This window comes from Pedobacter nyackensis (genome assembly GCF_900176505.1).
Lineage (GTDB): Bacteria > Bacteroidota > Bacteroidia > Sphingobacteriales > Sphingobacteriaceae > Pedobacter > Pedobacter nyackensis.
In genome coordinates this window covers 80,224-107,180 of the sequence record NZ_FWYB01000013.1, presented here as the reverse complement: position 1 = coordinate 107,180, position 26,957 = coordinate 80,224, and the positions used below count along the sequence as shown (strand labels likewise).

General features: G+C 39.7%; 22 protein-coding genes. 18 read left to right on the top strand and 4 right to left on the bottom strand.

The features are described 5' to 3' along the window. Window positions 1–194 precede the first annotated feature (194 nt). Complete coding sequence (locus tag B9A18_RS19600) at window positions 195–383, top strand: hypothetical protein (protein ID WP_084291241.1); 189 nt, start codon at window positions 195–197, stop codon at window positions 381–383. Window positions 384–610: 227 nt separating this feature from the next. Here B9A18_RS19600 and B9A18_RS19595 read toward each other — a convergent pair whose 3' ends face one another. Further along, window positions 611–1,141, bottom strand: coding sequence for a DUF4142 domain-containing protein (locus B9A18_RS19595; RefSeq protein ID WP_159452705.1), 531 nt, complete (start codon window positions 1,139–1,141; stop codon window positions 611–613). 250 nt (window positions 1,142–1,391) lie between these two features. Between B9A18_RS19595 and tal the strand changes: the two genes are divergently transcribed. Further along, window positions 1,392–2,483 carry a transaldolase gene (gene tal, locus B9A18_RS19590; protein ID WP_084291239.1) on the top strand — a complete coding sequence of 364 codons (1,092 nt, stop codon included), beginning with the start codon at window positions 1,392–1,394 and terminating at the stop codon, window positions 2,481–2,483. 84 nt (window positions 2,484–2,567) lie between these two features. Here the strand turns inward: tal and B9A18_RS19585 are convergent, their stop codons facing one another. After that, window positions 2,568–2,945, bottom strand: coding sequence for a hypothetical protein (locus B9A18_RS19585; RefSeq protein WP_084291238.1), 378 nt, complete (start codon window positions 2,943–2,945; stop codon window positions 2,568–2,570). Between the two features lie 728 nt (window positions 2,946–3,673). On the opposite strand from B9A18_RS19585, the gene B9A18_RS19580 reads away from it, so the two are divergent. The 11 genes from B9A18_RS19580 (at window position 3,674) to B9A18_RS19530 (ending at window position 16,020) form a co-directional block, all read left to right on the top strand. Then, window positions 3,674–4,036 carry a hypothetical protein gene (locus B9A18_RS19580; RefSeq protein WP_084291237.1) on the top strand — a complete coding sequence of 121 codons (363 nt, stop codon included), beginning with the start codon at window positions 3,674–3,676 and terminating at the stop codon, window positions 4,034–4,036. 31 nt (window positions 4,037–4,067) lie between these two features. Then, on the top strand, window positions 4,068–4,577 hold the full coding sequence (locus tag B9A18_RS19575) for a hypothetical protein (RefSeq protein ID WP_200816404.1): 510 nt from the start codon (window positions 4,068–4,070) through the stop codon (window positions 4,575–4,577). 148 nt (window positions 4,578–4,725) lie between these two features. Then, window positions 4,726–5,310 (top strand): RNA polymerase sigma factor, encoded by a 585-nt coding sequence (locus B9A18_RS19570; protein ID WP_084291235.1) that lies wholly within the window; start codon window positions 4,726–4,728, stop codon window positions 5,308–5,310. Window positions 5,311–5,385: 75 nt separating this feature from the next. Then, window positions 5,386–6,486 (top strand): FecR family protein, encoded by a 1,101-nt coding sequence (locus B9A18_RS19565; protein WP_084291234.1) that lies wholly within the window; start codon window positions 5,386–5,388, stop codon window positions 6,484–6,486. Between the two features lie 177 nt (window positions 6,487–6,663). Beyond that, on the top strand, window positions 6,664–10,110 hold the full coding sequence (locus B9A18_RS19560; RefSeq protein ID WP_084291233.1) for a SusC/RagA family TonB-linked outer membrane protein: 3,447 nt from the start codon (window positions 6,664–6,666) through the stop codon (window positions 10,108–10,110). 16 nt (window positions 10,111–10,126) lie between these two features. Then, window positions 10,127–11,545, top strand: a complete 1,419-nt coding sequence (locus tag B9A18_RS19555; RefSeq protein WP_084291232.1) for a RagB/SusD family nutrient uptake outer membrane protein — start codon at window positions 10,127–10,129, stop codon at window positions 11,543–11,545. A 17-nt stretch (window positions 11,546–11,562) separates the two neighbouring features. Further along, window positions 11,563–12,357: a DUF4843 domain-containing protein gene (locus B9A18_RS19550; RefSeq protein ID WP_084291231.1), complete on the top strand. Its 795-nt coding sequence runs from the start codon at window positions 11,563–11,565 to the stop codon at window positions 12,355–12,357. 4 nt (window positions 12,358–12,361) lie between these two features. After that, on the top strand, window positions 12,362–13,876 hold the full coding sequence (locus B9A18_RS19545; RefSeq protein WP_084291230.1) for a PKD-like family lipoprotein: 1,515 nt from the start codon (window positions 12,362–12,364) through the stop codon (window positions 13,874–13,876). Between the two features lie 3 nt (window positions 13,877–13,879). Next, on the top strand, window positions 13,880–15,073 hold the full coding sequence (locus B9A18_RS19540; protein ID WP_084291229.1) for a TlpA disulfide reductase family protein: 1,194 nt from the start codon (window positions 13,880–13,882) through the stop codon (window positions 15,071–15,073). Window positions 15,074–15,192: 119 nt separating this feature from the next. Further along, complete coding sequence (locus B9A18_RS19535; protein ID WP_084291228.1) at window positions 15,193–15,687, top strand: SRPBCC family protein; 495 nt, start codon at window positions 15,193–15,195, stop codon at window positions 15,685–15,687. A 102-nt stretch (window positions 15,688–15,789) separates the two neighbouring features. Continuing rightward, window positions 15,790–16,020, top strand: a complete 231-nt coding sequence (locus B9A18_RS19530; RefSeq protein WP_084291227.1) for a hypothetical protein — start codon at window positions 15,790–15,792, stop codon at window positions 16,018–16,020. Window positions 16,021–16,085: 65 nt separating this feature from the next. Here B9A18_RS19530 and B9A18_RS19525 read toward each other — a convergent pair whose 3' ends face one another. Further along, the gene (locus tag B9A18_RS19525; protein ID WP_084291226.1) at window positions 16,086–16,526 is read right to left on the bottom strand and encodes a carboxymuconolactone decarboxylase family protein; all 441 of its coding nucleotides are present in this window, start codon (window positions 16,524–16,526) and stop codon (window positions 16,086–16,088) included. Window positions 16,527–16,592: 66 nt separating this feature from the next. Further along, window positions 16,593–17,168 (bottom strand): Crp/Fnr family transcriptional regulator, encoded by a 576-nt coding sequence (locus B9A18_RS19520; protein ID WP_084291225.1) that lies wholly within the window; start codon window positions 17,166–17,168, stop codon window positions 16,593–16,595. Between the two features lie 258 nt (window positions 17,169–17,426). On the opposite strand from B9A18_RS19520, the gene B9A18_RS19515 reads away from it, so the two are divergent. The 5 genes from B9A18_RS19515 (at window position 17,427) to B9A18_RS19495 (ending at window position 26,952) form a co-directional block, all read left to right on the top strand. Then, window positions 17,427–19,742, top strand: a complete 2,316-nt coding sequence (locus B9A18_RS19515) for a hypothetical protein (protein WP_084291224.1) — start codon at window positions 17,427–17,429, stop codon at window positions 19,740–19,742. 184 nt (window positions 19,743–19,926) lie between these two features. Continuing rightward, window positions 19,927–20,508, top strand: a complete 582-nt coding sequence (locus B9A18_RS19510; RefSeq protein ID WP_084291223.1) for an RNA polymerase sigma factor — start codon at window positions 19,927–19,929, stop codon at window positions 20,506–20,508. Window positions 20,509–20,608: 100 nt separating this feature from the next. Then, window positions 20,609–21,778: a FecR family protein gene (locus tag B9A18_RS19505; RefSeq protein WP_084291222.1), complete on the top strand. Its 1,170-nt coding sequence runs from the start codon at window positions 20,609–20,611 to the stop codon at window positions 21,776–21,778. A 201-nt stretch (window positions 21,779–21,979) separates the two neighbouring features. Further along, window positions 21,980–25,432: a SusC/RagA family TonB-linked outer membrane protein gene (locus tag B9A18_RS19500; RefSeq protein WP_084291221.1), complete on the top strand. Its 3,453-nt coding sequence runs from the start codon at window positions 21,980–21,982 to the stop codon at window positions 25,430–25,432. A gap of 11 nt (window positions 25,433–25,443) precedes the next feature. Next, window positions 25,444–26,952, top strand: coding sequence for a RagB/SusD family nutrient uptake outer membrane protein (locus tag B9A18_RS19495; RefSeq protein ID WP_084291220.1), 1,509 nt, complete (start codon window positions 25,444–25,446; stop codon window positions 26,950–26,952). Window positions 26,953–26,957: the final 5 nt, after the last annotated feature.

The following is a 26,957-nucleotide window of genomic DNA, read 5'->3' as shown; positions in this document are numbered from 1 at the left end:
ACAGAAATTTATGTTGTGGAATAACCGAGAGGCTAGCTTGGGGATTAAATTCAGAATTTGTAAAGCAGGCTTTTACATTGTGTAGAAATGTGGAATGACTATAAACAGGTATTTATTTTTTAAAAACCAGTATTTATTTGCTAAACAGAGTTCTTTGATTGTTGTTGTAATACTGGTAATTAAATTGAATGTAAATGAAAAAGCTGATTTTCTTTGATGGCGGAAAAGAGACATTTATTGATTTTTCCCAGGAACGCGAACTGGTCTATTGGTCCACCGTTTTAAATGTTAAACCCGAAAGTATCAAAAGCGCTGCGCGGGCGTGTTGTAGTAATGAGGTAAGCCAAATTACAGCGTATTTGAAACAATCAAATCGAAAGTAAATCGGGTACATGGGTATTCTATTTAAGCCATAAAATGCTCCACCCTCCGCCATAACTGGTGCATTGGACTTCTCCAATCTCAATTATTCAGTATACAACAGCATTCTTTGAACTTTTTTCAAAAAATAAATATAAATCATTGAACAATCTCAGTTTTAGTGTGTTGATGGTATTCGCGGACCAAAAAGGTCTATTAGGAATGCCATTGCAGCCTACGACTATTTTTATTACGAATTAAAACAGGATTCTTCCAGATTCCTTCTGAATACGGCTAGTTGTTTGTTTGAAAAGTTTGCAATTGCGGTATCGCTGAACATGGTGCCCTTTTCCATTAAGGCAATAACCTGGTTATGGTCTTCAATGGTAATGGATAGATATTGTTTGTCAAAATCCTTGCGGCCAGCTTTTTTTAAAGCGGAAATGAGTTCATCGGGAACAAAAGTTGTCGAATCGGCAAGCGTAATATTTCTGGGCTCTGCAAATGGCTTTAAGTCTGAATAAAGCAGAATGCAAGCATCTATAGCTTTTATGGCATATTCCCTGACTTTTTGATTTTTTGATTTCTCTTTAGCCAGTTTTGAAAGGTTGATTTCTTTCGCACTGTAAATCGATAATTGTTTTATGAATTGTTCAATGCTGACTGTATCCTTTTGTTGGCTGACAAATATGTTTGTTGTTCGTGTTTTGTTATTTGCACTGCTTAGTGCTATTGTGCAGGCTGCTAATGCTGCGATTGAATAGTTTTTAAAATTTTCCATGATATACAGATTAAAAAAATGAATGTTAATCCAAGTTAAACAAGAGTTAAATTCAGATAGTGGCATTGCGTTGCGGCATTCCAAGACGATTAAACAATCGGTTTTGGTTTTGGTTTTGGTTTATTTTTTTTGAACTAATCCGGACCCGGATTGTTTTTAAACAGTGTCTGACTAAGCTCCTGAAATTGAACCATGATGGAGGTTCATTAAGAAAGTCCCATAGAACGGTTATAAAACGAGGAAACGACTTATGGAAACAAGTAGAATAAAACAATTACATGAATTTGGCCAGAGTATTTGGCTGGATTTTCTTGACCGCAACCTGATTGACTCTGGTCAATTAACAAAACTCATTAAACAGGACGGTTTGCGCGGAATGACCTCCAATCCGGCTATATTTGAAAAGGCAATCACAGGAAGTACTGCCTACGATGCGCAAATCAGGGATCTTGCTGCTACTCATCAAAATAATGAAGAGATTTTTTATCAACTTGCCATAACTGATATCCAAAATGCGGCTGATAAATTCGAAGCTGTTTTTGCGCAGGAATTAGATGGATATGTTAGTCTGGAGGTTTCTCCTCATCTGGCTAATGATACGAATAGAACTATCGAACAAGCTATAGAGCTTTGGAAAAAACTGGATAGAAAAAATGTGATGATCAAGATACCGGCAACAACTGAGGGAATACCTGCGATCCGAAAAACAATCAGCGAAGGTTTAAATATCAATGTTACCCTGCTATTTGGCCTGGAAAGATATGAACAGGTAGTTGATGCTTATTTATCAGGAATTGAAGACCGGGTAGATGCAGGCCGACCGGTGGATGAAATTGCTTCAGTTGCGAGTTTTTTCCTAAGCCGGATTGACGTACTTGTTGATCCGCAATTGGAAGCTAAAGGATACCCTGAAATGAAGGGTGAGGTGGCCATTGCATGTGCCAAACAAGCTTATCAGATTTACAAACGTATTTTTAGTAGTGATCGTTTTTTTAAGCTGCAAGCGATGGGAGCAATGCCTCAACGTGTGCTATGGGCAAGTACCGGAACTAAGGATCCGTCTTTTTCCGATGTCAAATATGTAGAGGCCTTGATTGGGCCAGAGACCATCAATACAATTCCTTTAGAGACGCTGGAAGCTTACCGCGATCATGGTTGTCCGGCCAGTCGCCTGGAGCATGATATAGATAAAGCTATCTCAACTCTGGAGCACTTGCAAAATATTGGGATTGATCTCAGGGTTATCAGCAATCAGTTAGAAAATGAAGGCATCGAGAAATTTAATCATCCTTATGATAAGTTGTTAAAGGCTATTGAGGAAAAAAAAAGATCACGATTTTGACTTTACTTGGTAGGTGATAGAATACTTCCACCACACTAAGAAAGACCCGGCCGATATATCAATGATGAACTCCTTAAGCGCACCTTAAGCTGGAACCACGATGCTTACACCAGTTTCATTAAGATCCAGGAGAAGGTCAGAGATTGATCGTTTCGGCAGCTGACCGAGCAAGGCTAAGTGAATTTCGTCTTGTTTGTTTGGATTGATCACTCTTGAACAATATTGGCTGCCATCTGGATAGCAAAAGCTAATTAAGACGCGTTCACTGGGGTGGTCTATGTCTGGAAGGGTTGATAGTTCTGCATATAAGTTAGCATAAACCATTTTGATGTCTTCATGCTTTGGCAGGATGAATAATATTTCATCTCTTCCGCGCTCAAAATTATTTTTTACCACCCAGTTTGTCTGGTTGTAGTGGGTTTGGAGGTTTTTTTGAAGTTGGATTTTGTAGGGGTGTTTCATGTTTGGTTTGGTATGCGCTACTAAGTTATCATTTTATTTAATGCATTAAAGGGGGGGCTGCTGTTAAGTTAACTTACAAAGTTATTAATAGATAAATTGGAATCCGTTATGACCTAACCGTGTGCAGACCTAAGTGGTGCTTAATACCAATAAGTAGCTTGTAGGTACCCGCTAGGTACCTGATTGGTACCTCATTAGTGTAAAGACCAACAAAGTAGGTAGGAGGTACCTATGAGCTGGGAAAGGCTATGCCAGACTTCTTACAAAGAGCTAAGAGCTATTCATCGGCTCGTTACAATGATAATTTTAATGTATCTGTTGAAGATAAGTCAGGAAAGTGAGGCCAGTATGTCGGTTTAGAACTGTTCGACCAGCCTCCTAGTACGAAAGGGTGATTAAAGGTTCATAATAGCGAGTTTAAAGGATGTTCATAGGACACGTAGCCCTTTGAGTACCCTTTAATATACCTGTTTAGGACCTATGATTTAAACGGTGTAGTAAGAGGAAAGTACAGCGACACTTTTGTTGATCCTAAGGCGAAGTTTATCATTGATAACCATCTTTTTGTCAATGATAACACTTGTTCTTTCTGAAAACAATCTTGCGTTGGCATTTGTAATAAGATGACCAAGAGGATCTAGATGATGAAAGCTATAAAAGACAAGTCCCACAGCCTTATGGAGTGTATAGTTCAGTAAACTAAAGTTTAAACATTAAACCTAATTGTGATGAACGAAGAAAATAATCAAAGTGGATCCCTGCTTTCAGGGCAGGACCCACACCAAAAAGAAGATATGGATCAGGCGACAAGAGCTAGTGCTGCTTCATTTAATCTGGAGCCTGAAAAAGGGATCAGCCCGGACCCTGATGAAAATATAAATGTTAAGGAAAAAACTAATATCAAGGAAGGGCGACCAAAGGGGGACGAGAATTTCACTGGTGATATTTCGAGTAATATTGAGGAATTGGATGACACCCCGGATTTAAGCGAGGGCGAGTTTGACGTTACTCCCGAAGATCTGAAAAATCTGAATGCGCAGGACAATGACCAGGACAAAGGGGAGCAGGATGAGATTATTGGGCTTTCTTGAATTATAAAAAGAAAATCATAAATACATGCTTATGAACCGAATCCCTGAGATTTATCACTTTACTGACGATGGTATTATTCCCAATAGCAGGCATCCGGTATTGGTGTTTCGGCAGGTTTTTAACCTTGATCCTGATTTGGGTGCGGACTGGCTGGAAGGTCATTTTGCAGAGAATGGCTGGACAAATGCATTTCGTTGGCGTGTCTATGATTACCATCATTATCATAGCAATACACACGAAGTTTTAGGTGTTTACGCTGGGAATGCTTCATTACAGTTGGGTGGCGAACATGGACAGCAGTTACAAGTTGGTATCGGGGATGTAGTGATTCTACCTGCTGGAACTGGGCATAAATCTGTTTCACATAGTAAGGATTTTGCAATTGTCGGCGCCTATCCGGATGGAAAAGAACCGGATCTTATCCGTTTGGAAGATGAGCGTCCAAAGGATGTGCGTGAAAAGGTAGACACGGTGCCTTTACCTGAAAATGATCCCTTGTCTGGTAAATCTTCTGAAGGTCTTTTGAACTTTTGGAAATGAGTGTACTGCGTGTGGTCTGGGCTGGGTTCGGTTCAGGGATCGGGTACAGTGTACGGAGAGGAGAATAAGACCCGTAATTTGCAATTAACATGGTCAATTGCAATAATTTCCTTTGCTGCTATAAAATTTCTGTAAATTGCGTCGGGGAATGAACATGAAGGATTACAGCGAATTAACCGACCAAATGCTCGGGCAACTGATCTTGAGGCAGGATAAACTTGCGTATACAGAAATTTACAAACGTTATTGGTCACTGCTTTATCAACATGCACGGAGAATGCTGCAGAACGATGAAGAAGCAAAGAATGTTGTACAGGATGTTTTTTTAATGCTTTGGTCACGTGCGCCAGGTTTGGAACTGTCCGGTTCACTAGCATCTTATCTTTATGCTGCTGTACGTAATAAGATTCTTAATATTTTCCGCAAAAACAAAATAGCTAATGAACATCTGGCATCCCTGGAGGCATTTGTTGATCAGGGAGAAAATATCACTGATTATCAGATCAGAGAACGTGAACTTTCCCAAATTATAGAAAAAGAGATAGCTCGCTTACCTGAGCGTATGCAGCAAGTATTTTTAATGAAAAGAAATGAAAATCTGTCTTACAAGGAGATCGCAACTGCGATGGGAACTACAGAGTTAACGGTCAAAACCCAGATGACTAACGCCCTAAAGGTACTGCGAAAAAAACTTGGTGCGGCTAATTTTCACAGCGCTTTCCCCTTTTTATAAATTTATTTTTAATTCGGATACAGCAGAGTATCTACTGAAGTGTCTTTACTATAATAATGCATCAATACAAATAGTATGGGCTATAATAAAGCGAACAACCTGATTGAAAAATATCTGGGTAAGAAAGCAACTTTAAAGGAGGAAGAAACAGTTGAAAGCTGGTATATTAACTATGCGCGCAACAAAGAAGACAAACTTCCTGAACCGGATTATGAAGCCGTTGAAGCCGAAGTTTGGTCTATTTTAGAGCCAAAGCCTAAGCGCAGCTGGTCATGGCAGAGGATTGGCATCGCCGCTTCAGTAGCGTTGATGTTAAGTCTGGGCATCTATTTTTATAATTCAAGTGATAGAAAAATGGCTTCGAAAGCTAAATATGCAACTGATATCGTTCCAGGTAGAAACAGAGCAATCATAAGGCTGGCCAATGGTAAACAGATTTACTTAAGTGACTTGAAATCAGGGGTGTCAATTAAAGGTAAGCAACTGGTTTATGATGACGGCTCAAACATTGAGGCCATCCATGCGAAAGATGCTGAAGTTTTGACCATAAGCACACCCCGTGGCGGACAATATAATGTTGAACTGCCGGATGGCACCCTAGTTACCTTAAATGCAGCCAGCACACTCAAATTTCCTTCAACATTTTTAGGAGCATTGAATAGAGTTGTTGAACTGGATGGTGAAGGCTACTTTAAAGTGGTAAAGAATAAAGATCATCCATTTATTGTGAATACAACTAAACAGGATGTTAAAGTACTGGGCACGCATTTTAATATTAGTGCTTACGCAGATGACCCAACTACACTAACCACTTTGGAAGAAGGCTTGGTAGAAGTCAGATCAAAAAATGGAAGTAAGGGAACGCTATTAAAACCAAACCAGCAATCCATATTAACGGCTTCCAATCGCATCACAGTAAAAGAGGTTAACGTTACGGATGAATTGGCTTGGAAAAATGGCCTTTTCATTTTCAATGAGGAGAATCTGGAAAGCACTATGCGTAAAATATCCAGATGGTATGATGTGGAAATTTATTATCAGGATAAGTTGCCCCCGATGTCTTTCCTTGGGTCTATATCCCGCTCAAAAAGCTTATCTACCGTCATTAACCTGCTGGAAAAATCAGGTGGTGTTCATTTTAAAATTGAGGGAAGGAGGGTGATTGTCATGAAGTAATTTTACGTTCCAGGCGGCAATCACAAAAAACCGGAATCCGACTAGGCATCGGAATCCGGCAACATTGGATTCACCCGTATAAAAATTGTGCTAACAAATTCAACCGTCCACGAAATGCGTATAGGCTCCATTGGAGCTATAATGTATCGTGGGGAATAAACCCAACTAAACAAATGTATGAAATTTTATCAGCTATATAGCCCGGATTACGGAAGCTATATAAACAACCAACTATTGCGTATTATGAAATTAACCGTACTCATAATTACCTTATGCTTACTCCAGGTAAGTGCCGCTACTAAGGCACAAACCATTACCTTGAATGAGAAAAACGCCCGGCTTGAAAAGATCATTAAATCAATCAGGGATCAAACTGGATATGATTTTATTGGCAATGCAGATCTTATTAAATCTGGAAATCCCGTCACCATAAATGTCAAAAATGCTTCAATAAATGAAGTTTTAAAGATCTGTCTGGGGAATCAGCCACTTTCCTATACTGTGGAGGACAAAACCATCATCATCAAAAAGATTGTTTCAAGCGTTGAGCTGATTGACCAACGTGCATCGCAGATTCAAGGGACCGTAATTTCAGATGATGGAGAGATTCCTTTGGGAAACGCGACCATCATTGCAGTAGGCACAGATATCAAAGCTTACACAGACAAAAATGGTAGGTTTTCGATCAACATTCCTGAATCAGTAAAAGTGCTGCGTATCAACTATGTCGGATATGAGTCCAGGGATTATAAAATAGATGCGAACACAAAAAAGGTAGTGATCAGGCTTTCCCTTCAGAACAACTCCCTAAATGAGGTGGTTGTGAGAACCGGTATTTACAAAAGACCAGTAGAAAACTTCACAGGATCGGCAAAAACCATCACCGCCGAAGAATTAAAAAGAGTAGCTCCTTCCAATATTCTCGCAGCAATTGGTATCCTGGATCCTTCATTCAGAATGCCTGAAGACATCAGTTTAGGTTCAGATCCAAACAGGTTGCCTGATATAGAATTGCGGGGACAGAATAACTTTCCGGATCAGAGTGTTAACCAAAACTCTTCCGCCACATTGAGGAATGTATTTGGAGACAAACCAAATGCACCTTTATTTGTGTTGGATGGATTTCAGGTAACTTTGCAAAGAATCTTCGACCTGGACATGAATAGGGTTGAGCGGATTACCATTCTAAAAGATGCAGCAGCAACTTCGATTTATGGTTCGCGTGCTAGTAATGGTGTGGTGGTCATAGATACGCGCCAACCTAAAGAAGGTTCCGTAAGAATTTCTTACCGCGGTGGCATTACGGTAACGGCCCCCGACCTGAGCAGCTACGACATGATGAATGCTGCTGAAAAACTTGCGTTCGAAAAAGAAGTTGGCTTTTATAAGGATAGCGGGGCATGGCCATATTTGCAGACACTGCGTGATGCAGAATACAACGAAAGATTGAAAGCAGTAACCAGCGGGGTAGATACTTACTGGCTGTCTCAACCCTTGCAGACAGGTTATGGCAATAGCCATTCTCTTTATCTTGAAGGGGGCGATCAGGTAGTGAGATACGGAATAAACCTAAGCAGTCAGAATGATGTGGCAGTGATGAAAGGTTCTGGCCGTGATCGCATAAGCGGTGGGGTAAACCTTACTTACCGTAATTCAAAACTGTTATTTGGGAACGATCTGAGCATCAATAACGTAAAAGGAACAAACAGCCCTTATGGCAGTTTTGCTGATTATACAAAACTCAACCAGTATTGGTCGCCATATGATGAGAACGGACAGTTTGCCAGATTTCTCGGTGAACCAAGAAGAAACAACACCGGAGTGCTATACGCTTACTACGGAAATCCTTTATACAATGCAGCGTTGCCTGGTAAAAATTTTAATGAGCAGCTCGGTTTCACCAATAACTTCAGATTTGAATGGTCTGCGTTGAACTGGCTGCGCTTCATGGGTGGGATAGGTTATACACATAACAATACTTCATCAGATTATTACTTATCGGCTAGAAATACAGCATTTGAATCGCAGCCGATCACAGAACGCGGACGATACACTAAAAGCACAGGTAAAACAGATCTGATAGATGCCAATCTGGGTTTTGACATCAGGAAAACATGGAAGAAAAACCTCGTATTCTTTACCGGGAGCATAAATGCTAACGAGGGAAAAGAGCAAACTTTCAATACTTCGGTTATAGGCTTTCCTAATGAAAAAGTGGCAGAATTGATATTTGCCAGCAAATACGATCCGATAACAACAAAACCCTCCGGAAGCCAGGGAATCAGTCGACTGATCAGCGGAAGAATGAATGCCAACTATGCTTACGACAACAAGTATCTGCTAGATTTTTCTGTCAGTCTGGACGCTTCATCACAGTTTGGAAAAGACAGAAGTGTGGCTCCTTTCTGGTCGGCCGGTATGGGCTGGAATATTCACCGTGAAAAATTCATGGAGGATGTAAAGTTCATTTCTTTTCTTAAAATCCGGGGTTCTGTAGGTACTACAGGGGATCAGAACTTTCCTCCTTATATGGCATTAAGTACCTACACTTATTTTACTGATCAGTTTTATCTGAATCAGCTGAGTGCTAGCTTATTCGGGTACGGAAACTCGACTTTGGGATGGCAAAAAAGCTTGAAACGTGGTGCGGGTTTAGATGCTACTTTATGGAACAACAGGATCAGTTTCTCCGGTGATTTTTATTACAATACCACCAACGACCTCATCCTCGACATTACCACTCCACCTTCATTGGGTTTCAGCAGTTACAAGGAAAATGCAGGTGCATTGAGGAATATAGGATGGCAGGGTAGTGTTAATGTCAACATCATCCAAAAGCCTAAAGAAGCTTTTTACTGGAGAGCTGGTTTATCAGCTTATGGAAATACAAATACCATTACTCAGATATCAAACACTTTGAAGAAGTTGAATGATGCGGCGAATTTGGCAGACAACGATGTAAAAGACATAAACAGGAAAAAACCAAAAAGCTATTATCAGGAAAACCAGTCATTAACAGCCTTATACGTGGTAAGAAGTTTGGGCATTGACCCGGCAAATGGCCAGGAGATCTTCCTGGATGCAAATGGCAATGCAACTTATGTATGGAACTCCAACGACAAAGTTGCTGTAGGTGATACCAGAGCACGTGTGTCCGGAACACTGAGCACGGGGGTGGATTACAAGGGCTTTGGGGTTAATATTTACATGACCTACCGCCTTGGAGCCGATCTGTATAACCAGACATTGGTAGACCGTATAGAAAATGCCGACATCACTTACAATTTGGATCGCCGGGTATCCAGCGACAGGTGGAAAAAACCTGGAGATCGAACCTTCTTTAAAGGTATTATCGGTAGTGCGGATGGTAAAGCTGTAGTGGAAAGTACACTCGCAACTTCAAGATTTGTACAAAAGGAATATATGATTGAGGCTTCAAGGGTATCATTTAGCTATCAGTTTCCTGAGCATTTGAAATGGCTTAAACAAGCGCGCCTTTCCAATACCAGACTGGAGCTGTATTTCGCAAATCCTTTCCAGATCTCTACGATCAAAAGGGAGCGTGGATTGGACTTTCCATTTGCACACAACTTTACTTTCAACATATCCACAAGTATATTTTAATTAAAACTATAGCTTTATGAAAAAGCCACTATATATCTTACTATTCTGCCTCCTTGCAACGGGGATTTCCTCCTGCAAAAAATGGCTTGATGTAAAACCCGGCACCCAGGTGATTCAGGACGAAATGTTCAGTACCGAAGCAGGCTTTAATCAGGCTTTACTGGGTTCTTACCTGCAAATGGGGACTGGGCTCTATGCAGATAACCTGACCATGACAACCATCAGTGCCATGGGACAGAACTATCAAACCACCTCAACTGGCCATCCCTTGCTGGAACATACCAGATACAATTATACAGCTCCAGTGGTAAAATCAACCATAGCAACAATATGGAGCAATATGTATAAGGCTATTGGTGGGGTAAATAATATCCTCGACCACGTAGACCAGGCCAAAGGTGTATTCCTGAAAAACCATTATAACCTGGTAAAAGGTGAGGCTTTGGGTTTAAGGGCGTATATGCATTTTGATTTACTGCGTATGTTTGGACCTGTTCCTGTAAATGGGGGTTCAGTAAAAGCCATTCCGTATATTAAAACATTCAGCAAAGAGGTAAGCCCATTAAGCACCACCGCCGAGGTTATTGAGCTTTGTCTAAAAGATCTGGATGAAGCAGAACAACTGTTATCCGTATATCAGGAAATTGTATACAACACAGAGGCGAGTGCCGACGAGTTTACCAACTATACACGTAATCATTTTAACTACTGGGCGGTAAAGGCGCTGAAAGCACGTATCTACCTGTACGCAGGCGATAAAGTAAAGGCACTCCAATATGCGAAGGAAGTCATCGCTTCCGGTAAGTTTCCATTTGTAAACCGTAGTACTTTTAACCTGACGGCCAACCAGGACCGAACCTTCTCTACCGAGCATGTGTTTGGACTGAATTTGCCTTTAATTAAAACGCTTGTAGACATCCGTTTCCGTCTGGAAGGAAATACAAGTTTCCAGGGTTCTACTTTCTTTCTGACTACTGCAACCATGAATACGGTATTTGATATTGCTCAGGGTGGTTCTACCGATTACCGTTACCTGTATCATATCAGAACATCTAATGGATTCGCGTATAGCAGCAAGTTCTGGCAGGATGGTATTACCAATCTGCAGCTCAGCAATCAGGTGCCATTAATCAGGCTTTCAGAAATGTATTATATAGCCGCTGAAGCTACCACAGACCTTACGGAAGCAAGAACCCTGGTTAACGAAATCAGGATAAATCGCGGATTGGCAGCATTGACTTCCACTTTTAATGAGACGATCAGAATGCAGGAAATTGCTAAAGAGTACATCAAAGAGTTTTATGCTGAAGGACAATTGTTCTTCTACTACAAACGTTTGGGGACACTTCCGGTTCCGAGGTCGACAGTGACTATGACTGCGGCAACCTATGTGTTTCCACTACCTGACACTGAAATTGAATTTGGTAACAGATAACCTTAAAGCAACGAAAAATGAAAACTATATTTCACATTCATAAAATTCAATTCCTCTCACTCATCTTGCTGCTAATTATGGCTTCCTGCAAAAAGGAAGAATTGATGTATGAAGATAAGGCGGGCATTTATATTGACAAAGAAAAATTTGTTGGGGTTAGAGATAGCACTAGCTATTCCTTTGCTGAAAAGGCCAATACGGTAATGTTAGATACCATTTACATTCCTGTAAAAATTTCGGGTAACATGTCTCCGGTAGATCGTATAGTTCCACTGAAAGTGGACGAAAACTTAACTACGGCTCTTGCCGGAACACACTATCAAATACTGGAGACCAAAATTAAAGCAAATGAGATCACCGGAAGGGTTCCTATTCTCATCAAAAGAACAGCAGACCTCAAAGCGAAGCAGGTAAGGCTGTATGTGAAAATTGCGACCAGCGCGGAGTTTCCACTCCAAATTATGAATACCAAAACTAATAATACATTCAACGGAGAACCAGTCGGTACGTATGTGCCCGGTTACCTGATCAAGTTGAGTGATCAGCTTTTAAAACCTGATACCTGGGATGCCTCCGGCAGTTGGTTTAAGCTCTTTTTTGGAACCTACAGTGCCACGAAATACAAATTTATAATTGACATCACAGGAAGAGTAGTGTGGGGCCCGAGAGCCCGTGATAGTGCAGAATCTCCTACGGCAGCACAGATGTATATTTATCTGGCAAAACTTGTTTCAGCACTATATGAGTATGAAAAAGTAAATGGGCCAATGATAGACGAAACAGGCAATCAGGTTACATTCCCTAAACTATAAAAAAATGAAATCTAATATATTATCATTACTAAGCTTTGTGATCCTTTCCATGCTACTTGCAGCATGTATGAAAGACAAGAGCAACTATGATTTAAAACCAATCAACGAAATTAAAGTTACTGCGTTGAGCACAGGCGACAATATAGATATATTGCTGAGTGATACACTTCGTATTACGCCTACAGTGACACAAGACAATGTTACCAATGGTATGTATACCTATAGCTGGTATATGTTCAGCGATGCTTTTGGGCCTAAAATTGAACTCTCTGATAAAAAGGACCTGAAGGTTGCCATGAATGCGCCATTGGGTTGTTACACACTGATGTATGTAGTAAAAGATGTCAGTACAAATATTACCTCGACAGTTCAAACCCACCTTACTATCATATCTAGGTTTGGAAGTGGTATTGTAGTATTGGAAGAAAAACCACAAGGAGGCGATATCAGCCATCTGGGGCTTGATGGCACAATTTTCAGAAATCTATATAGTGAGGCTAACAAGGGCAGCTACATTCCTACGCCTGTAGGCCAGTTGACGGGTTTTTACTTCAAATCAGGAGAGCAGATCCAAAAACCATTTTACGTGTTCGTATCTGCTCCCGGCAGGACTACCATGCAATTGGATCCAGAAACTTATCAGGATGCCGGTCCTTTTTCCGGACTATTAGCAAGCCCTCCACCTGCACCGGTAGAGTTATCGGCAATTCAGGGATATTGGAGCGGAAATGCGATTTATGCGCTGGTAAATGGCAAAGTCCAATTCGGTGCACCAAGTGCGAGTACACCTACTTTTGATGGCGCATTGCTTGGCGATTATGAGGTAGCACCTTTCATCATCACCTCTACAACCGCAGGGAAAGCAAACACCCCCGCGATTACAACAAACTTCATTTGTTATGATCAAAAAAACGGACGTTTTCTTTGGTTTACAGGTGGCAGCGTAGGCCAATTGAATACCTACAGCACAGATATGTCAAGTCCGGGAGCATTTGATCCGAATAACGTAAAGAAAAAATGTGTATATGCCTGCTACTCTAACCAGTATGCCTATTACAACTGGCTAATGAAGGATGACGCTGGAAAAATGTATTTCTATCAGATATATCCAATAGGTACACAAAAAGCAGCGGCAGCGTATGCTGAAATTCCTGCATCTGCAGCGATGAGCAGTGCGACAATCTTTGCAGGTTCTACACAACTTCCGCATATCTATTATGTTTCTGGAAACAATGTAATGGTATATGATTATAAGTCCAATACTGCTACAATAGCTTATACAGCAGCTAGCGGTGAACAAATTACAGATATGAAGTTCTCTGTAAGCAGGGTAGCAGAATTCAGTACCTCTTATCAGATTCTGAGAACAACAGGTAAATTGTATATATCAACCTATAACGGAGCCGAAGGAAAAATAAATGAGTTTGATGTTTCTCCCACAGGAGCATTGGGCAGTCCGGTTAAGACCTATTCGGGCTTTGGAAAAATAACAAGCATGTTCTATAAAGAAAAAAGATAACCCATGAAGAGTAAATATATATATGTTTTTGCGCTTATGCTAGCGCCATTATTTGGCGCTGCACAGATGGGCAATCCTTTCACTTTAACAGGTAAGGTGTCTGATTACAAGCGTGCAGTAGATCAAACCATTTATTTGAAATTTAAACAGAATGGCAAAGAGATAAAAGACAGCACAAAGTTGATCAATGGTACTTATACTTTCAAAGGCCGGATCTCTTATCCCGCTATAGCAGTAATTCAGCTAAAAGTTGCAGATAGTGTAGAAAAATATTATGCAGTTACACGCATGCTAAAAGATTATGTCCATGAGTTTTACATCGATAAAGGAAAGCTCAGTGCAAATGCGGTTCAAAAACTAAACAGCACGATCGTTAAAGGCTCAAAGGCTGATGCAGACAGACAAGAACTGAAGGCAAAGTTAGATCCATATTATGCTACCAATACTAAAATGTATAAGGAAGAAGGGGCCCATGCGTATAAAAATAAGGATAGCCTAGGTATAGCCAACTATACAAAGAAAAGGTCTAAAATTGATTCCCAGATAGATTCAGTGAAGAAGACTTATCTGTTTAACCATCCACAATCCGGCACAGCGTTGAACATGCTAAGAGAGTATACCCAATTGATCTTAGAACCATCTGAAATAGAACCTTTGTTTAAGCAGTTCCTACCGGAAATTAAAGCTTCAAACGAAGGACAGGCCTATGCAAAGCGCATGGAGATAGCAAAAGTAACTGCCCTTGGTGCTACAGCTACTGATTTTATCTTAAAAGATAGAAATGGTAAAGAAGTTAGTCTGGTTTCACTTAAAGGTAAACTGGTATTGCTTGATTTCTGGGGCAGTTGGTGCTTTCCATGTCGCCAAACCCATCCGCACTTGCGTAAATTATATGCGGAATATAAAGACAGAGGATTGGAGATTTTAGGTGTCGCAAATGAACACGGAAAGCCCGAAGACAATTATAAAAAATGGACTGTAGCATTGGATCAGGATCAGATGAGCTGGATCAATGTTTTAAATGAGCAAGTAGAAAAGGGAAAACTATCTGTGACTGAAAAATATAATGTCAGTGCGTATCCAACTAAAATACTGATCGATAAGAATGGGATTATTATCAGGAAATTTGTGGGTAGTGGCGAAGGAAATGCTAAAGCTCTGGATGATTTGATCGCCCAGATATTGTCCAAATCATAAAAAAGCTGTCTCTATCTCATTGATAAAATATTTAATAATGAGCCGATTATTTCAGGTAATCGGCTCATTGTTTTTGTTATATTTGAGTTGATTATATAAACAATTTTTATTACTCGTTTATGAATAATTTTGATTGGACCTCCTTTACAAAAACTATCGCAATTAAGGCTCCTTTAACAGCTATTTACAATTCCTGGACTAAGGGCCAGGAATTGGAGAAGTGGTTCCTCAAACAAGTGATTTTTACTAATGATACCGGGACACTGATTGGGTCCGAGCTGAATGTTACCGCCGGGTGTGCTTATACCTGGTTTTGGTATTTATATGAGGATCCAATGTCTGGAATGATTATAAAGGCAAATGGTAAAGACTTTTTGCAGTTCAGCTTTGAAGGAAAATGCATTGTAGATGTGAATCTGACGGAGCAAGCTGGTTATACCATCGTGAAACTAAGGCATTATAATATACCTGAAGATGATCATTCTAAACAGTTCATCAGGCTTGGCTGTTCAAGTGGCTGGGCTTTTTATTTGGTTAACCTAAAATCTGTTTACGAGGGCGGGCTCGATCTTAGAAATAAAGACGAACACTTGGAATCTATGATCAACAATTAGAGGTATAATTGTTGATCACTGTTTTAAGTAATGCAGCGCTACAATAAGATTTATATAACAACGAGCACAATAAAAGTAAATTTCTGACGCTATATTTGCATTATGAGTTTACCGATGCGCATCAACTTTGATGAAAAGGATTATACCTACATTATCATCACGAAGGGAATAACAAAAGAAACCAGTTTAATCCAAATTAACCTGGATGGCAAAGAGTATCAGCTTGCTTGCAACTCAAAAGGGGACTGGGATGCTGTTGATGCTACTGTAAGCGATCATCCTGGACTACTTAAAGCCATAGGAAGAAATATCAAACTTCGGTATAGGTTGTAAAAAATAGAAGTGTTAGTAACCACTTTTATATACAAAGGCATATAGAAGTGGTTACTAGTGTTGTTTTATTTTCCGGGTTTCAACTCCGTACTTATTGCAATTCTATTCCATGCATTTATGGTTACGATTGCCATTATAATTTGAGCGATGGTATTTTTATCAAATAACTCTGCTGCTTTTTTGTATGTTTCACCAGATAAGCCTTGGTTATTAATTAATGTAATTTCTTCAGTCATGGACAAAATCACTTTTTCTTCTATAGTAAATAAATCTGTCTCACGCCAGGCATTAAGCAGAAAAATACGTTGAGTGGTTTCTCCATATTTCAGCGCGTCTTTTGTGTGCATATCAATACAAAATGCACACCCATTAATTTGAGAAGCTCGAATTTTTATTAGTTCTTTAAGTGTTTTAGACAATTGGGTTGTTCCCAGATAACCTTCCAAAGCAAACATAGCTTTATATGCTTGTGGCTCAATTTCGTTGATGTTTATTCTATCTTCCATTTTTATTTTGTTTTAAATGAACAGGACAAAATTCGGAAATAGAAAATGATAAAAACTTAAACCAGTTTAAGAACGTTTTTTATTTCTGATTTCACTTAAATATTCTGGGGTAAATCCTAAAAAAGATGCGACTAAATATTGTGGAATCCGCTGTACAAATTCAGGTTGACTTTCACACAGGTGATTATAGAATTCTTCTTTGGTTAAGTCATACAGATATTTAATTCGTAGCTGTGATGCTGCATAAGCTCGTTGGTAGATAAAACGAAAATAGCGTTCCATTTTCGGGTATTCTATCAATAGTTTTTCCTGGGACTGACGGTTAATGATTAAAATCTCCGAATTTTCTACTGCCTGAATGTAAAATTCGGTCGACAGGCCTCGTTCATAAGCAAAGTTGTCTGTAATCCACCAATTTTCAATCGCAAATTCAGTAGTTTGTTCAATACCTTTTTTATTTATAAAAAATTTTCGCAAGCAACCCTTAAGGACAAAATAATGAGATTTACAAATTTGTCCTTCAACAAGCAAATTCTCTTTCTTCCTGACCTTTTTAATCTGAAAAAAAGGTAAAATACCTGCGAATTCTTCTTCGTTTATTTCGATGAATTTTTCTAAATGACTTTTAAATATTTCTGACATGATTTTTTTTCAAGGGTTTTAAAGATTGTGGAAAAAAGTTTTTGAAGTTATCTACTTTTCTAAAAGCTTTTTTCAGTTCTTCTTTTGAAAAAGGTTTAAGTAGGTAATCAATACCATTTGCTTTGGTGGCATAAAAGTAATGGTAAAATCTTAGGAGCGGCTAAGGCTGTAAATTAAAAATTTTAATAAGCTAATTCTAAAGGAGCGTATGATAGTATTGCCAGGGATAAGCATTATCTTAGTATAAGAAAATAAGCCATGACACTGATCAGGACCGATTTCCAAACTCCATTTCAAATGCAATTTTCGTTTGAGTCAGTAATTTTAAAAATTGAACAGCTGGCAGAAACAGAAAATAATGGGGATTCAATGCGTAGAAAGCAATTGCTGGAACGAATTTCAGCCTTTCCTGAACTCAGAACCGGGATTTCAGATACTGCTATATTCGAAAAGCAGGTTCCGTTAATCACTGAACTTTTGGCTGACTATTTCCCTGTCCAGCTTACGCATAATGAGATCAAAGCAGTAGGCTTACCTTACAACAATCTGATTTTCAACCAGACGGGGCGCTTTAAATCTATTCTTAAAGAAGCCGGCCAGGAATTTGAATTAAATATCAGAGATTTTGATGGGCTGCAATTGTATATCATGAGCTGCTGTATCATTCTGAATAAATTTTATGGCACCCGACTTGATTTTGGAAAACCGCTGTTTTACGATATTCCTACCTCTGAAGGCATTATTAAGCATTATCGAATCCTCTATAATGCTGATTTTTTGGACATTATACCTACAGATAAAGCGGTTCCCCTGACCAGTGAGGACATGAATAAGTTAATGGATAATTACGATGACTTGAGCTTGTGGCAGACTAAATTTCCATCGGAAAGCTATGTATTGAAGGGTTTCACAATCATTACGCTTTTTGATGCGACGATAGAAAATGCGGTTTCCATTTTCAAGGGAAAGCTTTTGGATTTTGAATCTAACGAGTTTCAGCAAAGCCTTAATTCAATTTTTAGCTCCATATTCCGTTTGAGTGATCTCAGCGTCGGCTATGTGATGTTTTGTCATGAAGGAAATAGGCTCAATGAAATGACCATGGTCCAACGTAAACACAGTATTATTTTACCTGGAAAGACTAATCCAGTTGAGGATTTCCTGGTATTGGAACAGTATTGGCAAATGATTTCCGGCAGACAGTACCTGGCAATTTCTGATATCGGGGAATTTGTTTCAAAGCATCCAGATCATTCAATTGTTCGGCCCTTGCTCGACAGTAAATCCGGTAGTTTCATTTTGGCACCTGTAGTTAAAAATGGCATTATTCTCGGGGTTTTAGAAGTCTTGTCGCCACATGTCAAGGTACTCAATAGCATTACTGCACGCAAACTTGAAGTGGTGATGCCTTACCTAAGTGATAAGCTGGAAAAGATAGCCATTGAAATGGAAAGTAACATCCAGGCGATGATACAACAGAAATATACATCACTGCATCCAAGCGTAAGCTGGAAATTCCGACAGGCGATTAAGGCAGAATACAATGAAATACCTGGGGAAGGACAGACCAGCGAACAGGAAATCATCTTCGAAAATGTCGTCCCTTTATATGGACAGGTTGATGTAAAGGGATCATCAAAGTCCAGAAATCTTAGTGTAGAGAAAGACCTCGAACTGCAACTTAATTCAGCTCTTTCTCTAATACAACGTATTAAGGAGGATAATCATACAAAACAATATGCTCGTTTTAACAAGGAACTCAATGAGCTGTTAGTTATCGTGAAATCCTTTTTTCGGGCCGATACTGAACAGCGGGTTACTGATTATTTAGCAGGTACCATTCAACCTTGGCTTATGACTATTCGTGCTGATCAATATAAGGAGGCAATAAAAGAATATACAGAAGCCTTAGACAAACAAAACGGTGTGTTCCATACTTACCGGCGGAAGTTTGATCAGACTATCAGCCAGATCAACGGGTACTTTGGTGATACCCTTGACGAAGAGCAGGTAAACGCCCAGCGTATTTTTCCACACTATTTTGAAAGATTTAAGTCGGACGGTATTGAACACAATCTCTATGTCGGACAATCTGTTTCCCCTAAACTAAAATTTGAACCGGCTATGTTGTCTGATTTGAGAATCTGGCAGCTAAGAACGATGTGCAAGCTCGAGCATATACATCATTCAAATTTGTCAGAATTGCCTTATCCATTAGAGGTTAGTTCTTTGATTTTGGTATATAGTACACCAATAGCGATTCGCTTCAGATTGGATGAAAAACGTTTTGACGTAGATGGAACTTATAATGCCCGCTTTGAGATGGTTAAAAAACGTATCGATAAGGCACACATCAAACATACTACAGAAAGGATCTCACAGCCTGGAAAGATAACCATTGTATACACTTCTGAAGTAGAACAAAGGGAATACCTAAAATACATTAGGATTTTGCAGCAAGAAGGGAAACTCTCTTCAGAGTTGGAAAATTTTGAGGTCGAAGAACTGCAGGATATTACAGGTTTAAAGGCACTACGAGTTGGGGTTATTTACAATTCATCGCAAATATCCTAATGATACCCTTTGGGATATAACATGTTCCTGCTTCTTCTGTTTACCTTTTGCAGATGTTATGGTTTTTTTTGTTGTAGGGTGAAAAATTAAAAATGTTAATTCTGTGTGGGCTATTTTGGGTTTTGTGACATACCTGTATAGGTAATACTATAAATATTTATAGATTTGGCTGTTAAAGGTGAAGATGTACGCTGAAAGTTTAAATAGTGTCGGGGACAATGAGCTCTTGCTCCAGCTGAGTGAGGGGAGCAGGGATGCTTTTGATGTTTTATATAATAGATACTGGAAGTTGGTTTTTAATACCGCCTTTAAAAGGTTGAATGATATGGAACGGTCTCAGGATATTGCTCAGGATGTATTTACTCAGCTTTGGGTTAGGGGCAGCAAAAGTCCAATTGAAAATCTTCCCGCTTATTTAAATGTGGCTGCCAGAAATGGTGTATTTAAACATCTAGAGAAAGAAGGCAGATATGCTGCACTTCCTGATAACGCAGGTGACCTGGAAGGTACCCTGGGTAATGCCGACGCAAAAATATTGCATGAGGAGTTTCTGGAAGCCTTTCATCAGTTGATTGAAGGACTGCCTACACAACAACGTATTATCTTTAAAATGCGTTTTGAAGAAGATTTGAGTAGTCAGGAAATTGCTGATAGGTTGCAGATTTCTCCAAAAACAGTAAGAAATCAATTAGGTAAGGCATTAAATAAGCTTAGAACTTCGCTAATGCTGTTTTATGCGGTCATTTTATATTATCAGGCACGATAAAAACTCTGGTTTTTTTGTTGTTGTAGGCTGAAAAAATAAAAATTTTAATTCTGAGTGGGCTATTTTGGGATTTGTGACTCATATAGGTATAACAAGGATAATGAAAAGCGCTTACAAAGATTATTTTAGAGGAATTCTCACAAAATACAGGCAACAGAAGGCCAGTTTAGAGGAAACAAAGTTCCTGGAAACTTATTATAATATGTTTGATGTCAAAGAGGATCTTATTAATGATGAAAATGAACCATTGTTTTCTGAATTAAAAGATGACATCAAGGCAAAGATAGATCAGCGTATTGCCGGTCCAAAGATTAAGAAGCTAAGCTATAGCTGGATCAAATACGGAGCGGCAGCAGCAGCACTGTTGTTTGTTTCTGTTTCAATTTACTTTTTTGTTTACCAACAAAAAGATGATCCTATAGCACAAATGGACCGTGCGATTAGTCCTGGGGGGAACAAGGCTATTCTTACACTGGCAAACGGGCAGCAAATTGTACTGAATGATGCCGCTAAAGGCGAAATTTCTAAGCAGTCGGGGATTAGTGTCAGCAAATCTAAGGATGGTGAACTGATTTATACAGTAGTTGACGCAAATGAAAAGTCAACAGAAAACGCACGGAATACAATTTCTACTCCTAAAGGCGGGCAATATACCATCATGCTTTCAGATGGAACCAAAGTAATGCTCAATTCCGCTTCCTCTTTAACTTTTCCTACATCTCTTAACGAGCAGGATCGTATTGTTGAGCTAAATGGTGAGGCTTATTTTGAAGTTGCGAAGCAGAAAAACAGGAGGTTTAGGGTGGTTTCAGGTCTGCAGACTGTAGAAGTATTGGGGACCCATTTCAATGTGAATGCCTATGCTGATGAACAAACCATAAAAACAACATTGTTGGAAGGTGCTGTAAAAGTTTCTACAGTTAAAGAATCAACCTTAATTGAACCTGGAGAGCAGGCGGTGCTGGATAGGGCTTATGGAAATACTATCGCTAAACATCGTGTTAATATAAACAGGGAAACCGCCTGGATCAATGGTATTTTCTCCTTTGAGGGCGATGATCTTAAATCTGTAATGCGACAGATTGCCAGATGGTATGATCTCAATGTAATATATGTAGGCCCGATAAGCGAGGAAAAATATTTTGGAGAAATCTCCAGAAGCAGTAAACTTTCAGAAGTGTTTAAAATACTGGAACTCAATAATGTAAATTTTGATGTTGTAGGGAAAACCGTTAAAGTGTCGTATAACCAACGACCATCCCAGCAATAGTTCCAAAATCAATAAAATAATGAACCTAATCTTTAACCGACTAAACCAACCACAGATGATAAGAAAGCTACAATAGATTGAGAACCACAAAAGATTTGACTAAAAAACCGGAAGTGTCTCACCACTTCCGGTCAAAAAAAAGTCAGCAGCCAGATGTTGAGACCGGGTTGCTATTTATTCACTTAATTCTATTCCAAAAGTATGAAATTAACTTTTCTTTACAACCCCGTATTTTCTATGTGGCGGGTAAAGTACAAATTACTAATAGTGATGAAATTAACTGCTATTTTATTACTGATCGGCACGATGCATTTATCTGCTGCTAGCTATTCACAAAGTGTTACTGTTTCCAGGAAAAACACCACACTTGAAACCGTTTTCAGGGATATCAAAAAACAAACAGGGTATCTGTTTTTCTATAGTGGGAAGGTTAACCTGAACAGGCAAATGTTGAATGTAGAATTGAAGAATGTTCCTTTGGAAGAGGCACTTAAAGCATGTCTTACTGATCAGAATTTAACCTTTAACATCGTCGACAAGACCATTGTAGTCAGAAATAAGGTGGTTGATAATACTATAGAAACCGCCAGCAATTGGATCGACATCACAGGAAAAGTGATTGACCCTCAAAAGCAGAGTGGAATTCCTGGTGTAAATATTACCATTAAAGGGAATAAAAGTGTAAGGGCCCAAACCAATAGTAAGGGAGAATTTAAAATTGATGCACAACCAGGAGATATAATCATCTTCAGTTACATCGGATTTAAAGAAAAAGAAGTAAAGGTAGGAGACTCAAAGTTTTTAACGGTGAGCATGGAAGATCAGGTAAACCTGATGAATGATGTAATTGTTACCGGTTACCAGACCATTAAAAAGGAGAGTTATACGGGAAATGCCATCGTTATTCAGGGAGAAGACCTGAAAAGAACTAACCCGCAAAATGTACTGAAAGCTATTCAGTCATTCGATCCTTCCTTCAGATTGCTGGATAATAACCTTGCCGGATCAGATCCAAATGCCCTGCCAAGAATCAATGTACGGGGTGCTACTGCACTACCAGGGATCCCCGAAACTAAGGATGACGTGTTGGACCGGAACAATTTATCCAGTTCATTTAATTTACCGGCTTTTATATTAGACGGTTTTGAAGTCTCTCTGCAAAAAGTAATAGATCTGGATATCAATCGCATTGCGTCTATAACACTGCTTAAGGATGCAGCTGCAACAGCGGTTTACGGATCAAGAGCGGCCAACGGGGTTATGGTTATAAGCACAAAGGCTCCTGTGGCGGGTAAACTGCAATTGGGATATAACTATGAACTTACTTTTTCCGGACCAGACCTTTCCGACTATCAGGTGCTCAATGCCAAAGATAAAATAGCTTATGAGCAGCTTGCCGGGATGTACAAAACAGGCGGATCCAGCGGCGATACTCCGCAAGATGTATTAGATGCACAGCTGTTTTCCAGATTAAGAAATGTTGCTAGTGGTGTGGATACCTATTGGTTATCACAGCCACTTCGTAATAGCTACGCACAGAAACACTCGCTTAATGCCCAGGGTGGAGATGAGACTTTTCGTTATGGCATTGATGTCAGGTATCAGACCCAGCCGGGTGTAATGAAAGGTGCCACAAGAGATCGGTATAGTGGAGGTATGAATTTCACGTATAATCCTTCTCCCAAACTGATCTTGAGAAATGATCTTTCCATCAACCAGACCAATGCTGTGAATTCTCCATATGGCAGTTTTTCTACCTATGCCCTAATGAATCCATATTTTCCTAAAGCAGACAGTACTGGTCGTGTTATTCAGGAACTGGCGAACTGGCGTGTAAACACATTTAGAAACCAGGACAATCAGTATAAAAGTGTATATGTATTTAACCCCTTATTTGAGGCCGGGTTAAGCAATTTCAATAAGGAATCCTATCTGGAAATAATCGACGCCTTTTCTGCTGATTATAAATTATCATCCAGTCTGCGCATCAAAGGATTGATCAGCTTAAATCAAACCAATTCAAAAGCGGATATATTTCGTTCACCTTCCAGCAACGAATTTTATGAGTATGCTACGGATAAATTGAATAACAGAGGAACTTACCGATATACAACGACCAACAGAACTGCCATTGACGGAAATTTAACCATCAATTATAACAAGCAGGTTGGAGACAATTTTTTCAACCTTGTACTGGGGGCCAATGCCCTTTCTGCCAAGTCTGATTTTAAATCGGTTGAAGCGCAGGGATTCTCTAACGACCGGTTTACCAATATTGGTTTTGCCCGGATTTATAAAGAAAATTCAGGCCCTGCTGGCAATGTGCTAATCAACAGGACGGCGGGAGCATTCTTTTCCGGTAACTATTCTTATAAAAACAAATATCTGTTTGATGGATCGTTCAGGATGGAGGGATCTTCTGCATTCGGATCAAATAAACGTTTTGCTCCTTTCTGGGCAGTAGGTACGGGATGGAATATTCATAATGAAGATTTCCTTCAGGGATCGGCGGTAATTAGTCAGTTGAGGCTAAAAGCCAGTACAGGAACACTTGGTTCTGTAGGGTTTGAACCTTATATGTCCAGATCTATGTATGGATACTATTCGCAAAACTGGTATTCGACCGGTATTGGTGCCGCTCAGCTCGGTTATGGTAATAGTAATCTGCAATGGCAAAAGACAAACACATATGATGCCGGACTGGATATCGGATTTTTTAAGGATCGCATAGTCCTTTCCCCACGCTACTATTACAAACTTACCAAGGGATTGATTACGGATATCAGCCTTGCCCCATCTACAGGTTTTACTACTTATAAGGAAAACCTGGGCGATATGGCGAATAAAGGATACGAGATCTATCTTACGGCTAATGCGCTTAATGCTTCGGGTTGGAATGTCAACATAACCGGTAACCTGGCCCACAATACCAATACATTGGTCAAACTTTCAAATTCCTTAAAAGTTCTGAATAATAAGATCGACGATCTTCAGAGTGATCCTGCCTACAATGAAAATGCTGCAAATGGCTTGTTATCAATGCCCTTACTGCGCTATAATGAAGGTCAGTCGCTCAATACCATATATGCAGTAAAATCTTTAGGAATTGATCCGGAAAATGGTAAAGAGATTTATGTAAAAAGGGATGGGACTTTAACCTACGACTATGATATTAAAGACACTCAGCCTGTGGGTGATAGTACACCTAAGGTTGCGGGTAATCTGGGTAGTAATATCAGTTATAAGAATTTCATGGTCAGTTTTAGCTTTTACTATCGCATGGGAGGGGAGATTTATAACCAGACACTGGTAGACAGAATCGAAAATGCTGATCCCCGCTTTAATGTAGATAGGAGAGCATTATCGCAAAGATGGGTTAACCCGGGAGATCCTGCTTTATACAAAAACATACAGGATCTGTCATTAACCAGGGCAAGTTCAAGGTTTATTCAAAAAGAGAATTTAATAGACCTGCAGTCGGTTTATATGTCGTACGATTTTAAAAAGGATTTCGTTCGTAAAGCCGGGTTCCAGACTTTAAGAACAGCGGTTACCATGAATGATATTTTCAGGGCATCGACCGTAGAAATAGAGCGGGGTATAGATTCACCTTTCGCCAGAAGCATCACATTTTCTTTACAGGCCACCTTCTAAAAAACAGCCACATGAAATCATTAAAATTAGCTTATATATTTATTATCTGCTTGCTGGTTTGTACTTCATGCAAGAAATTTCTTGATGTACAGCCAGAGTCCGATGTAACAAAGGAACAATTATTTACAACCGAGGAGGGTTTCAAAGAAGCATTGAACGGGGTTTATACCTATTGTGCCACCCGCGATTTATACGGTGGTAATCTTACCGTGTCTAATCTGGACATTATGGCCCAAAATTATACGCTTACAGATCTTAATCTGCAGAAAATTGCCTCATTTAAATATACCGATCAGACGCTGATCAGCAAATACGATCAGATCTGGACAAATTGCTACAAGGCTATCAGTAATTGTAACGCCATACTTGAAGTGATCGATCAGAGGAAAGCCGTTTTCCAGGATAAAAACTTTGAGCTGATCAAGGGAGAAACGTTTACTCTGCGCGCTTACCTGCACTTTGACTTGTTAAGGATGTATGCGCCGTCATTTAAAAATAATCCAAGCGCTCCGGCAATTCCTTATGTAGCTGCGGTTTCTATAAAAAGCACCCCTTTTTCTACTGTAACAGAGGTGTTGGATAAAGTAATTGCCGACCTTTCTGCAGCTAAAGTGCTGCTTCGGACCTCTGATCCTATTTTAAGTCCAGGCTACATTATTGGTTACCCTGGAAAAGTCTATCCGGATGGTACACCAGAAGCAAAGAAAGCAACTGAGACAAATAGTTCTTCCCTGTTTCTTCAGAACAGAAGGCACCGCATGAACTATTATACGGTATGCGGCCAGCTGGCCAGAGTCTATCTGTATAAAAATGACCTGCCAAATAGTTTGCAAAATGCCAAAGAGGTGATAGACGCTAAAAAATTCCCCTGGACCCAGAGCGCAGACTTTAACAATACAAATCCGGAACAGAGAGATAAAGTTTTTTATCCGGAGCTGATTACGGCCTGGTTTGTTTCACAAGACAATAACCAGGTTGATCATTTCGCAGCTTTATTTTCAAAAAATGACGCGATGTACGTGCCTTCCATTACACAGAAGGACTTAATCTATGAAAAAGGAACAGTAGGTGCGGATGACTGGCGTAGGGCACAATGGTTTCGCGATGTACCATCATCCAATAACGCTGGAAAAGCTTTTTTACAGAAGTACACGACAAATTCCACTCCTTTAAAAAACCTTCACCCAACGGTAACGCCGGGTTTACGACTATCGGAAGTTTATTACATTGCTGCGGAAGCCAGTTTCGACAGCGACCCGATCAATGCAACTGCCTTAGTAGATACGGTACGTAAACACCGTGGAATTGGTACGCCATTGCCAAAGAACATCACCAGAAGCGAATTTATAGATAAGCTTGTGGGTGAGGCACGAAAGGAATTTTACGGCGAAAGCCAGATTTTCTTTATGCATAAAAGGTTAAATAGGGACGTAATTAATGCCAACGGGCTGATCTATCCTGCCTCTAACAGCATTTTTGTTTCCCCAATTCCAGTTGACGAACAAGCTTATAGAAACTAAACACA